At 48.9% G+C, this 13180-nt stretch carries 8 protein-coding genes; 2 read left to right on the forward strand and 6 right to left on the reverse strand.

Annotated features, from left to right (window positions below; translation table 11 throughout):
- Positions 1–649: 649 nt before the first annotated feature.
- A complete protein-coding gene (locus KS4_RS08100; RefSeq protein ID WP_200761706.1) occupies positions 650–3283 on the forward strand; it encodes a beta-glucosidase in 2634 nt (877 codons plus the stop codon).
- A gap of 533 nt (positions 3284–3816) precedes the next feature.
- Positions 3817–5880, forward strand: a complete 2064-nt coding sequence (locus KS4_RS08105) for a heavy metal translocating P-type ATPase (RefSeq protein WP_145076869.1) — start codon at positions 3817–3819, stop codon at positions 5878–5880.
- A gap of 69 nt (positions 5881–5949) precedes the next feature.
- On the opposite strand, the gene KS4_RS08110 is transcribed toward KS4_RS08105, so the two are convergent.
- The 6 genes from KS4_RS08110 to KS4_RS08135 all read right to left on the reverse strand — a co-directional run bounded on the left by KS4_RS08110 (position 5950) and on the right by KS4_RS08135 (position 13131).
- Positions 5950–7311: a hypothetical protein gene (locus KS4_RS08110; protein WP_145076871.1), complete on the reverse strand. Its 1362-nt coding sequence runs from the start codon at positions 7309–7311 to the stop codon at positions 5950–5952.
- Positions 7312–7435: 124 nt separating this feature from the next.
- The gene (locus KS4_RS08115; RefSeq protein ID WP_145076873.1) at positions 7436–8659 is read right to left on the reverse strand and encodes a hypothetical protein; all 1224 of its coding nucleotides are present in this window, start codon (positions 8657–8659) and stop codon (positions 7436–7438) included.
- Positions 8660–9054: 395 nt separating this feature from the next.
- On the reverse strand, positions 9055–9507 hold the full coding sequence (locus KS4_RS08120; RefSeq protein WP_145076875.1) for a response regulator: 453 nt from the start codon (positions 9505–9507) through the stop codon (positions 9055–9057).
- A gap of 385 nt (positions 9508–9892) precedes the next feature.
- Positions 9893–10912 (reverse strand): lysophospholipid acyltransferase family protein, encoded by a 1020-nt coding sequence (locus tag KS4_RS08125; RefSeq protein ID WP_145076877.1) that lies wholly within the window; start codon positions 10910–10912, stop codon positions 9893–9895.
- A 124-nt stretch (positions 10913–11036) separates the two neighbouring features.
- Positions 11037–12317, reverse strand: a complete 1281-nt coding sequence (locus tag KS4_RS08130) for a hypothetical protein (protein WP_145076879.1) — start codon at positions 12315–12317, stop codon at positions 11037–11039.
- A gap of 352 nt (positions 12318–12669) precedes the next feature.
- Positions 12670–13131 carry a RidA family protein gene (locus KS4_RS08135; RefSeq protein ID WP_145076881.1) on the reverse strand — a complete coding sequence of 154 codons (462 nt, stop codon included), beginning with the start codon at positions 13129–13131 and terminating at the stop codon, positions 12670–12672.
- Positions 13132–13180: the final 49 nt, after the last annotated feature.

The following is a 13180-nucleotide window of genomic DNA, read 5'->3' on the forward strand; positions in this document are numbered from 1 at the left end:
ACACTTAGAAAAATTTTAATTGATGTTATTGATCACCTTACGCAGGAAAAAATATTTCCTGTTGCTGACATAAAACTATCTTTACTTTATAAGACGATAGTTTAAATTTTGAATGTGTTGTTATTAATATGAATGTCAACGCACATTGATCTTGTTGTTTACTCTGTAGTAATAGATCTGTTTAGCGATATATATTGACTAAAAGATGTCTGTTTTGGTTTCAAATCATTGCAATGATTCGTTTTCAGCGTGGATGTGTTCGCTATGGATTCAGTTGGTGGTCGAAGATAATAATTTATCGTTAACGGTAGAATGTACAATGAATGATATTCATATGAATTGCTGTTTTGTGAGTGTATTTATGAGGTTGGGGGTAAGTTAAGATTTATGTTGACTATGGATTGGATTGTGAAGGCATTTATCATGTGAGGCGGGCAATACATTGTTGGGCTACAAGCATGGTAAACATTGAAATTAATCATAGGATTTAATTTGATGATGAAATGCATTGGTTGAGTATCGATATGTATTTCATTATGCATGACAAATATTGCGGTAGAAATATACTCGCAAGGTATATGTACGTGTGCATTGAAGGCGCGATAGCATCATTAAAGGTTGATCATTAATTTCAATGGGAACTATTTACGTGGTCAAGAATCTATTCATTGCGTTATTCACGATAGGAATATTCACCAGTAATATTCACGCTGAGGAACAGACTTTTAGCGGCCAAATACCGTTGAATGATCAGGCGAAGTGGGAAGAGATTTTCAAGCAACGCAAAGCATTTCAAGAGAAATGCTATGAGAATGCTCGCCAGCTTGTTGAGCAGATGACATTGAAAGAAAAGGCTGCACTTTTTGGTATGGATTCAAAAAGTGTTGATCGGTTTGGGATTTCACGGCACCACTGGTGGAACGAGGCGATACATGGAGTGGCTCGAAATGGTCGGGCAACTCAATTCCCGGTTTCTATTGCGATGGGCAGCACGTGGGATCCGGAGTTGATTTATAACATGTCCTCAGCGATTGGTCAGGAAGCGCGGGCGAAATATCATGAATCGCCTGGAAAGGTAAGACGCTATGAGGGGTTAACGATTTGGAGTCCAACGATCAATATGGCTCGTGATCCGCGATGGGGAAGGAATGATGAGACGTATGGTGAGGATCCGTTTTTAACTTCGGAAATGGCGGTTGCGTTTGTTAAGGGGATACAGGGTACGCATCCTGAGTATTATCAAACGATCGCGACGATTAAGCATTTTATTGCGAATAATACTGAGCATAATCGTGAGTTCTCTTCGCCGCAGATTAAACAGTCTGTATTACGTGATTATTACATGCCGGCATATCGCGAGGCGGTTCAGAAGGCGGATGCGCAGTCAATTATGACGGCGTACAATGGTGTGAATGGTGTGCCTTGCACGGTGAATGAATGGTTGCTGACAGATGTGCTGCGGAATGAGTGGGGGTTTCACGGTACGGTTGTGACCGATGTTGGTGCTCCAAAATTTTTAGTAACGCGTCATAAATATGTAGAGACTTATGCTGAGGCGATTGCGTTGATGATTAATGCGGGGGTTGATCTTAATGCAATGGGTACGGATTTGTTATACAAGTATCTTGGTCATGCGATTGAACGAGGGCTAATAACAGATGGAGCGATTGATCGTGCGATTACTCAGAATTTGACGACGCGTATGCAATTGGGACAGATCATTGATGATTCTAGTAACCCATACAAGAACACGCCGATGTCTGTTGTCGGCAGTGATGAGCATTTGGCGATTGCGCAGGAGATTGCTGAAAAGGGTACGGTTCTGCTTCAGAATAAGCCAGTCAAAGGTAATGCTTTGCTGCCATTGGGTAGTAGGAAGATAAAAAAAATTATTGTGGCGGGGCCTTATGGTAATGTTGGTGAGCTTGGCGGATATAGCGGTACGCCGACGCGGCGTGTTTCGACGGTCTATGGTGCGCTAAAAGAGGCGGCGAAGGATGTCGATGTTGAACTTGAAGTATGGATGAATTTTTCTGAGCCGGTGCCGATTCCAAATAGTAATCTGCGGCCACCAGTGGGCTTTGAAGGAGAAACAGGTTTAAAAGCAGAGTATTTTAGAGGGACGGCTGTTCAAGGTGTGCCTCAAGCTGTTCGTCTTGACCCGTCAATTGACAGGGAATGGGAGAAACCTCTTGAGAATATCGATCCAGAAGTGCCGCAGCCACAGTTTGCTGTTCGCTGGTCGGGTTCGCTTGTGCCAGATGTTAGTGGTGAGTATAAAATCAGTGTTAAAGTTGATGACGGCATGCGGGTTTGGCTTGATGGTCAGGAGATCATCAATGAATGGAGGCGGGGGGCGGCTCGGGTCGTGGACGCTACACCTGTGAATCTTGAGGCTGGAAAAGCTTACCCTTTGAGAGTTGAGTTCTTCGATAATGGCGGTAAAGCGAGCTCGCATTTGATGTGGTCGCTAAAAGAAAAGCCAGAAGAGAATAAAATTGAGGAGCCGGATTCAACGGTTGTTGTTTTTGTGTGTGGATTTAATCTACAGATAGCTCGTGAATTTGTTGATCATGAGGATCTATCGTTGCCTGAAATCCAGATGAGATCGCTTCGGAAATGGTTGGCCAAAACAAAGAATGTGATTGTTGTTTTGAATGGCGGCACGATTATTACTGAGCCGTGGCTGTTTGAGAATGTTCCTGCTGTTCTGCATGCTTGGTACCCGGGGCAAGAGGGTGGGTATGCACTATCGAATTTGTTGCTTGGCAAGTCGAATCCATCGGGTCACTTACCCATGACTTGGTTTAAGTCTGTGGAGCAATTGCCGCATTTAGATGATTACGATGTTACAAAAGGCAGAACGTATCAGTACTCCACTGCGATGCCGCAATTTCCGTTTGGGCATGGCTTGAGTTACACCAGTTTTAGCTATGAAAACGTCAAGCTATCGAGTGATCGATTGGCTGAGGATGATACAATCTTGGTGAGTTTGAACGTGCGAAATACAGGTGATGTGGCAGGTGCTGATGTGGTTCAGATTTATGCTCGAGACTTAGATCCTACGAAACAGAATGTGATTAAAAAGCTTGTTGGGTTTGGTCGAGTTGAAGTTAAGCCGGGACAGACAGAAGAAGTTAGTATTGAGATTCCCGTCGAGAGGCTTGCAAGTTGGAATCAGAGTAAGCAAGTGATGGATGTTGGACAAGGAAAATTTGAGTTGCAAATTGGGACTTCAAGCCGTGGTATTGAGGCTCGCGAAACTATTGAAATAAGCCAGTAGGGACAAATTCAACAAGATCGTGATGGTGATTTTTTAACAATACAATGATCAAATTGAATTCAAGTGGATGGGTGTCGCGAGGCTGTGTGAAGTGCTAATGCGATGCTCATTTTATATGTAATGAGATATAATAAAATATACGATGTTATAGAGTATTTGAAGTTTTCTATGTGTGACTATTGAATAGCTCACGGCTATTGGCGACATACACAGGCGTTTTACATATCAATTGGGTTGTTCTCAACATGGTCGAGTTATGATATTCAGTTGCGGGATTGCCCAAGTCATCGGTGGTGATTGGTCTGTGTTATCGGATAATACAGTAGGGCCAGATTTGAGTGTTGAGGTAATTCTTGTGCTGATATTTGGGGATAGAATTAATGTAGTGTTAACTAGAAGAGTATTGGATCGTTTGATGGTTTGGTAATCGAGCGGTTGATGTTGTTATGCGCGTGGTGTCGATGGATGAGGTATGCGATTGATGCGATGACTATTGTCGAAGAACGAATGAGCAATCGAAAGTTTAAACAATGATGGTTTTTCATAAAGGTATGCAGTACCACAGCGGACATGATCGGGGTGGTGGTGTGAGTGGGGGTGGGGTGTGTTGTGGTGACCATGATCATGCTGGTGTGGCAGGGCATGGGGGATGGTTGGGTGAGAATTCGGAGTTGATCTATGCGATAGCGTCTGGAGTGTGTTTGGTGGTGGGAGCGCTGCTATGGTGGCTGACTGGATTGCCAGAATGGGTGGGGTTGGTGTGGGTGCTGGGAGCTTATTATTTTGGTGGATGGTATACGCTGAAAGAAGCGATTGAAAGTGTGAGCGGCGGGCGGTTTGAGATTGATTTTTTGATGCTGGTGGCGGCGGGGGGGGCGGCGTATTTGGGTGAATATGGGGATGGTGCATTTTTACTTTTTTTGTTTAGTTTGGGGCATGCACTTGAACATTATGCGATGGGGCGGGCTAAGCGTGCGATAGAAAGTTTGGCTGAGCTTACGCCGACGTTTGCGCGGGTGATCCGAGATGGTCAAGAAGTCGAGGTGGGTATTGAAGAGATTGTGGTGGGGGATTTGGTGAAGGTCAGACCGGACGAGCGGATCGCGGTTGATGGGGTTGTCGTGGAGGGGGGGAGTGAGGTTGATCAGGCTGCGGTGACGGGAGAGAGCGTGCCGGTTGAGAAGGTTGCTTATGAGGTGGATGGTGGTGAACGTTCCAGTCGTGTGATTGAGATGATTGATCGGGTTGGGAAGGAGAGTTTGGTTTTTGCGGGGACGATTAATGGTCGCGGGTCGATGTCGGTTGTTGTGAGTAAGGCGGCGGGAGATTCAACGTTGTCTCGGCTGATTAGAATGGTGAAAGAGGCTCAAGGGAAGCGATCGAGAACTGAGTTGCTGACTGCGGGGTTTGAGCGTGTGTACGTGCCGTGTGTGATCGGGTTTGTGGTGATGCTGTTGTTTGCATGGGTGGTGATTGATGAGGGGTTTGATGTGAGTTTGTATCGAGCGATTGCGGTGCTGGTGGGAGCGAGTCCGTGCGCGTTAGCGATTGCTACGCCGAGTGCGGTGTTGTCTGGAATTGCAAGGGGGGCGCGAGGTGGGATACTGATAAAAGGTGGTGGAGCACTTGAGGCGTTGGGTGAGGTGGATGTGGTTGCGTATGACAAGACGGGGACGTTAACGAAGGGTGAGCCTCGGCTGGTGGATGTGGTGAGTTGTGAAGGTGTGAGTGAGCGAGAACTCTTATCGGTGGCAATGGGCGTTGAGAAAGAGAGCGGCCATCCGCTGGCGATGGCTGTTGTTGAAGGGGCTAATCATCGATTAGATGGTGGCGATGGCGTAGAGGTGGAAGAGGCGGAGAGTGTGACAGGTTTTGGGGTGAAGGGTGTAATTGATGGTGAAGCTGTGATGGTTGGCAAGCTGGGAATGTTTGAGGAGGTAGGCGGCGAGGCTAAGGCGGAGGTAGAGCGTGAGGTTGGGCGGCTGAGTGACGGAGGGCGAACAACGATGGTGGTGAAGAAGGGGGAGCGATATTTGGGTGTGCTTGGTGTGATGGATGAGGCCCGTGAGGAGGCTAAGGTGGTTGTAGCGATGATGAGGGAGATGGGCGTTAAACGGCAGGTGATGTTGACGGGGGATCATGAGCGGGTGGCTGAGGCAGTGGGGCAAGCGGTAGGGGTTGATGAAGTGATGGGGGGGCTGCTTCCAGAGGATAAGGTGGGAGCCGTGGAGCGATTGGGGACGGGGGGAGAGGTTGTGGCAATGGTGGGTGATGGTGTGAATGATGCGCCTGCGATGGCAAGGTCAGGGGTTGGGATTGCGATGGGAGCGGCGGGGAGTGATGTGGCGTTAGAGACGGCGGAGGTGGCACTGATGTCAGATCGTTTGGGAGGGTTGCCGACGGCTGTAGGGCTGGGGCGGAAAGCAAAGGTGATCGTGCGAGAGAACTTATGGATTAGTTTGGGAATGGTGGGGATATTAATTCCGGCGGCCATGTCGGGCTTGGAGATTGGGCCGGTGGTTGTGCTGCATGAAGGGTCGACGGTGGTGGTGGTGTTTAATGCTCTAAGGTTGTTGGGGTATGGGAAGGGTGAGTAGCGGTTAGGGATGGCATAAAAAAAAGGCATCGAAATGAATCGATGCCTTTTGAGTTTACCGTTGAAGGGTCTATTGAAGTACTGCGTTTTCGATGCGAACTTCGTAGGATTTGATTTCGGCGTCGTATTGGCCGGCATTGTCGGATGTGACGGAAGCAAATTGCTCGCGTGCATCTTGGATGGCTTGCTCAGCGTCTTTGAGGATTTGAACTTGCTTGTTAGAGATGTTGTTGTAAATCTCTCTGACGAAAGCGAGTTCTTCTGAGGAGATCGAGGTGTTTGAACCGTTGTTGTTGTCGATAATGACAGCAATGTTTTCGGCGAATGACGCGGCGGCTGATGCCTGCTCGGACAGGATGTTGGCTAATGCACAGTAAGCGATGAGCAGGTCGTTTTGAACCTGAGCACGGCTTGATGAAGACGCTTTGCTGGAGGCTTGCTGGAGAGCAGCGATGGAAGCGGTTGCGCTTTCGATGGCGGCGTCAAAACCCTTATTCACATCTTGAGCATAGTCGGTCGTGATCTTATTGAATTCCTGGCGGAATGATTCGTAAAGGTCATCACGTTGACGGACAGCATCTTCGAGGTTTTGTTTGCTGGCGTTTGAGGCCACTTTGGCGGCTTCTTTGCCTGCGTTGAGTTCATTGACAACATTGGTTGCGGCTTGGGTTTCGGTGGCATTGAGTGAGAGTGCGACTTGAAGGCGTTCGGCTGCAGCGGTTAGCTTGTCGGATTCGGCAGACGCTTCGTTTGCTTTACGGAGTTCTGCGGAAGCTTCAGCTTCGAGTTTGTAAGCCATATCGCCGGTGACTTTGAAAGCTTTATTTTTCAGTTCACGTGCGTTTGCGAAGTGAGTCTGAGAATTATCGAGGTAAGCTTGCTTTTTCTTGTCGATGGCATTGAGCTTGGATTGGACTTCTTTTGCAGCAATCGCGAGTTGGCTGATGCGCTGTTGCTGGATTTTGATTTCAGCGGAAGCGGTGTTAACGATTGGTGAGACGTCGATGGAAGTATCGATGTCTTTGACGGTGGATTCAGCGTCATCGACGGCGACTACGTAGCGAAGCAGTGAAGCGGCTTTAGGGCCGATCTTTGCGAAGAGCTTTTTGGCGCTATCGAGTTCGAAGCGTGCGTTGGAGAGGAGGATGTCGGCTTTTAGCTGTGAGGCTGCGACGACTTGGTAATCGGCACCGTCTTTCTGAACCTTTGAGAGGTCTTTGAGTGCTTTGGCGAGTTCAATGTTGCGGAACTCGTCGAATGGGATGCCTACGCTTTTATTGGGGTCGTAGCTATTGTCTGCGACGTTGATTTGAGCGATAGCTTTGTCGAGATTTTCTTGAGCTGTTGCGGTCTGAGCGGCCTGTTGATCGCAACCAACGATGGTGAGACCGGACAGGGCTAACGAACTTAACATGATCAGTGTCTTACGCACGTGTCAATCCTCATATGAAGCCGCGATTGGCGGATGGTAAACGTCCTAATAAGATAGCCGAAAAACGGGGCATTTAAAACGATTACGCTGAATTAAAAGTTATAAACAGTGAGCCGATTGAGGCTTAGTTGTTGTTTGGTGTTGGTTTAGGTGAGGCGGGAGAGTGTGGTGAGTATTTGACGCCATAGTCAGGGACGGGGAGTTCCTGGTAGAGGCCTTTGATCCAATAGATTGCGTCGATGAATCTCTGGTCTTCTTTGCCCCTGAAGAAAGGTCTCCAGCCGGTTACTTTTGGAGCTGGGTATTCGGCGACGTCACGGGGGAGGCCCCATTGGAAGAGTATTGATTTTTCGGGATCTGCGCGGTTGATGAGGGGCATGCCGTCGCGTTCGAGTTGGGTGAGGATGAAAAAGTTTGAGTAGGCTTCGAGTTCGTCGTGTGGGCGGCGGTCGAAGAGGATGAGGCCGGGGATGGTTGTGTTGTTGAAATATTTTTTAAAATACTTGCTGGCGTAGGAAGCGTTGAGCTTTTGTCGCCAATATTTGAAAGCGGGAGGATCGTCGAAGATTTCGATGCCTCGGTAGAGTTCGCGAGCGCCGAGTTCGAAGAAGAGGTCGATTTGTTTGTAGCCCTTCTTGCCATAGAAGCGGGAGCGTTCACGCTTGCCTTTGGGGACAGCCTCTTCGGCGTTGTATTTTTCGAAGAGTTTATCGATATTTTCGCGTGGGATTTTGATGCGTGGTTTATAGGCATCGAGATCGGCGGGGAGCTCCCAGAGCCGAATGAGGTTCATGTCTTCATCAGAGATGAGTTGGCTACGCTCGATTTGGTTTTTTGAGCGGGAATTAGGTTTTGGTTTCTCAGCGGTTTCAGGCTTATTCTTTGCGGTTTTGGTTGCTTGCGCGGCTTTGTGTTGTTGCATTGCGAGGCGTGTGTTGATGACTTTGAGTAAGCGTTTTGCGGGGCCGTGTCCGGGTTTATCTTTGAGTATCGCATCGAGTTCACGTTTTGCGATGGCATATGCTTTGATGTCATTCATCGAATATGCGAGCGACATACGAGCGTTGAAGTCATCGTCTTTAATGTCGAGGCGTTTTTCGATGTAGATTTCTTCAGGTGTTTTTGCGATGGTGACATTTTTGATGAGCTTCTTCTGAAGCGGAATTTTTTGGCCGGTGATGTTGATGATGAGGACTTTGTCGGCGTCTTTGACTTTTTCGCCTTTGTGGATGGTGCCATCGATCATTTCGACGATGAGATTTTCGGCGAAGGTAGAACTCGTGAGCAGGAACGCTGCGAGGAAAAAAGAAGCGAGGGGAACAAGAGAGCGTTTGAAAGAAAAAAGCATGGGTTTGCCTCCAGAGGGCGATGCTTTGTGATTGAAGAGAAGGTTGGAATGTGGCAGGCATGGGGGGCTGGCCACAAGGGAGCGGCGTGGAGTAGGCGGAAAGCCGCGGGTGTGATTGTGGTACACGGTCAAACGGGGAGAAGGAGATTGGCTCCAAATCATTGATCCGAGTGACGTTACAACAATGGGTACAGTATAAATGATGATGGCGTTCACGAAAACCGTGGAATTGGGCAAATTAAGAAAACTGGAGCGATTTTTTGTGTGTTTTTAATTTATGGCAAGCCAGCGAACAGATGTTCTTACATGTAATGGAACCGAGCGTGACAAAAATGACAAAAGCCCAGGTTGCGACCTGAGCTTTTGTGAGCTTGTTGGGATTCGAATAACGTGAATTATTCTTCGTCTGCTTCGTAGTCTGCGTCGTCATCAAAGTCGGCGACAGGTTCTCTTGGCGGCATTGCGTCAATGAGTTCCTGAGCGAGGGTGATGAGGCGTTCGAGGCGGACAGGCTTAAGCATGTAGCCGTCAACGCCAAGCGCTTCTGCGTACTGTTGATGGCGGCGGCCTTCGTTGGCGGTGACCATGACAACGCGAGGTGCGTTTTCGAAGCGTTTGATTTTTTCGAGAACGAGGAAGCCGGAGCGTTTGGGAAGCATCATGTCGAGAATGACGAGTTCTGGCGGATCGACTTCGCAGATTCTAACGGCGGAGTTGCCGTCGCCACAGGATTGCGTGAGAGCGCCTTCGGCTTGGAGTGCGTTGTCGATGGCTGCGCGGACTTCGTAGTCATCATCGACGATGAGGATCTTGCGTCCTTCGAGTCTTAGTTGTTCATCTTCGAGCATGTTTGATTTCCTTATCGAATGAGCGGATGACGCGCTTGGGGCGTGAATCCGTACACAGATTGTTACGTCAAGTAAAAACGCGGTCAAGCGAGCGTTTTTGTTGTTGCAAGTTTAAGAGCGTTTTGCGAAATAGCATTTCGATGATATTTAGATCTTTATACTAAATATCTTGCTTTGGTTAGCCTGCTGCTGGATGCAGTTAAGGTTATTAAGGCAATCATCACGCGAACTACTCTAATTGTCGGCCACTGAATAGGTTAGTGTCGTGTTTGGTGGGCGAAAAAACGTGAAAAAGCGTGAAAAAATAAATGAGTTGCTGTTTAAAGCATCGACTGAGTGGTGTGGATTGGTGCAAATTCGCGTGATTCGTGGTGCCTGAGACACATCAGGCAGGGTTGGAAACGGGGGGGTGTTTTAGGATTTCCATTTCCTTGGGGGTCATCCATGGGAGGGATTCGATGTTGCGCTGTAGGGCTTTGGGTAGGGGCTTGCCGAGGCGTTCGTGCCTAGGGCGAGATTTCCATCGGCGGTGCATCCAGAGGTATTGAGCAGGTCGCATGCGGACCATGGTTTCGAGTGCGCGTGAGTATCGTGCGGTGATGTAGTATAAGGGATCGGGTTGATTGGCCCAATCTTCGGGGTAGATCGTGTCGACGACGCCCATTTCGAAGGAAAAACCGGGGGTATCTCGGTGGGCGTAGCCGCAGATGACTGGGATGTTCTGGTTCATGGCAAGGAGGCCGATGGATTTGTATGTGGAGGCGAGTCGGCCGAAGAATGGGACGAATAGGCCTTTGTCACCTGCGTTTTGATCGGCGATAAAGCCGAGTGTGCCACCGGCATTGAGGACTTGCAGCATTCGTTCGGTGGCATCGAATTTGGTGATAATTCGCATGCCTTTGGCCTCACGGATGCCGAGGAGCCAATCGTTGATGAGGGGATTGTCGATGGGACGGGCAATGGCATCAATGTCGTAGCCAAGCATGGCTAGGTAGTATCCGAGGACTTCCCAGTTGCCTATGTGCCCGGTAAGCATGATGGCGGGCTGGCGTGCATTGAGGATTTCGAGTGTTGGGCCCATGTTGCGGACGGTGATTCGATCGGCCCAGGTATCGTGCTGAATTTCACGCGGGGTGTGGATAACCTCAAGCGCAAGGCGGAGGAAATGTTGAAATGACTCGCGGGTGACATGGTCGACTTGTTCGGGGGACCAGTCTGGGAAAGCGATGGCGATGGAGTTACGAGCACGCTCTCTGTGGCGTTTGTCGATGAGATAGAAGTACTTTGAGAGTTCAGTGGCAGTACGTAGGTTGCGATCGGCATCAAACATGGTGAGTCCCATGGCGGCGAGGCGAGCGGCCATGTATTGATACCAGTTAGTGAATTTGCTTTGGTTACGTGCCATGCAGGTGGATATTTTAGCTGATTCGATGGTGATGTGGTGCTGCGATTGATGAAGTCGTCAGATGTGGAAAGAAAAAAGGCAGGATGATGAGTCATCCTGCCTTTGTAAATGTTATGAATTAGATTTAGCGCTGGTAGTAGCCGACGAGGGCGAGGAAGCGGTTTTGGTTGAGTACTGGGATCTTGAGTGTGCGGGCTTGACCGACGAGTTCCTGGTAGGTTTCGTAGTCTTTCTGAGCTTGCACGATGAGTTCGATTTGAGCAGGGTCAGTGATGTTGTCGGTGAGCGGTGCGGGGACTTCAGGCTCTTCGCCGAGGACGAGGAAGTCGATGTCAGCAGTGATCTTGCTGGTGAGTGTGCCGCCCCAACGCTCGATCATGCTGAGAACTTGCTTGTGGTCTTCGCGGGTTGTCGCACCTTTGCCGTTGATGTCGAAGTCGCCGTAGACGTAGAACTTCTGGCCAACGTATGGGTTGTAGACTGCGTTGACGATCTGATCACCAGAGGTGACAGCCTTGCCGCGGTTAAGTCGAACGATGCGAGCGGTAGCACTGTTTTCGTCGACTTTGATGACTTCGATGGTTGCTTTGCCGCGAAGTGCATCGTAATCGTTGAGCTTGATGAGTTCGCCAGCGTTGAAGATTTCAAAGGTCATACCGAGCTGGATGCGGTTATTGTAACCACGGTTGATGTAGACGAGGTTGGTGTCTTGTTCTGTGACGCCAGAGATTTGGCCGTCAGCAGAGGTGATTGCCACAGAGTTGTCGCCGTACTCTTTACCAGCGTTAAGTTCACCTTGAAGGCGTTTAACTTCCGAGGTAAGCGATTCATTTTTGCGTGTAAGCTCGGCAATTCTGCCTTGAAGCTCTGAACGCGTGTCTTTCATTTGGCCTTGGAGCTGGGCACCCATCTGATCGATGCGGTCGTATTGGTCCTTGGCAAATTTGTCGTGTTTGGCGATTGTGCCGCTGATCTGTGACTGAGCAGCGTTGTAATCTTTTTTGGTCTGGTCGCGTTGAGCTGCTGCTTGCTGCGCCATGTTTGAGAAGCGTTTGTTTGAAGCTTCAGCATCTTCGATGTTTTTTGAAGCTGCTTTGAGCTTGGCGTTGAGTTCAGCGATTTTGCCTTGTGAGGCAAGAACTTGAGAATCAAGATTAGCCTTTTGATCAAGTAGCTTTGAAATAACGCTGCCGGAGCCAGATTTCAGAGCGGCGATTTCATCGCGGCTTCTTTCGCCTTTAGTGACGAACTGGTTGAGCTCTTTCTGAGCGCTCTCCATTTCTTCCGTAACATTGCCCTTTTGGACATAGAGGAAGAGAGAAATGAAAGCGAAAATAATTGTGGCTAGAACTGAGCAGACTAAAGCTACTACTACGCCTCCACCGCCGCTACGTGCACGTGCCATATGCAAACTCCAGGTTATGCTGAATGTCAATGGCCGTTCGAGGGAGTGTTGGGGAACGGCCTTAGTCCAGTCCTGATTAACGAGACCTAAGTCTCCACAAGTGTCTTAGAGAATCGGACTTTCGTCAAGTGCTAAGCGCTGTAAGTCCAGTAAAATTCTCACCAAATATACGATGTTGAAGAGGCTGAAGCACCTCTAAGTGTCATTCTATGCTATTGGGTCAGTTTTACGAGGGTTAAAAAGTGCGGAAAAACGCGAAAAGTATGGCGATTTTCCAATTTGCAAGTGAGCAGGTTGCTTGCGGTGTGTCTTTGCGTGATTGAAGTGGGTTGACTGGCCGAAATAGAGAAAATTATTTGATTTCAACAGTAAATTCGACTTCGACTGCTGCATCGAGCGGTAGTGCGGAGACGCCGACGGCTGATCGAGCGTGAATGCCCTTGTCGCCGAGAGCTTTTGCGAGGAGTTCTGAGGCGCCATTGGCAACGAGATGTTGCTCGGAGAAGTTGGCGTCAGAGCTGACGAAAACGCCAAGTCTTACGATTTTGACGAGGCGATTCCAATCGTTATCGAGTGCGCCTGCAATTGCGGCGAGGCCGTTAACGGCACATTGAGCTGCTGCTGCTTGTGCGTCTTCGAGTGAGCATCGAGAGGGGATTTGTCCTGTTGCGGTGAGCTGGCCGTCTTTCATGGGGATTTGGCCGCTGAGGGTGAGTGTGTTGCCAGAGATCTGCCATGGGACGTAAGCGGCAACAGCTTTGGGAGGGGCAGGTAGTTCGTAGCCGAGTTCGGCGAGTTTTTCTTTGATATTCATCGTGTTTACTCACAAGGTTTGTCGGACTGGAATGACATAAACAATCATA

This window comes from Poriferisphaera corsica (assembly GCF_007747445.1).
Classification (GTDB): Bacteria; Planctomycetota; Phycisphaerae; order Phycisphaerales; family Phycisphaeraceae; genus Poriferisphaera; species Poriferisphaera corsica.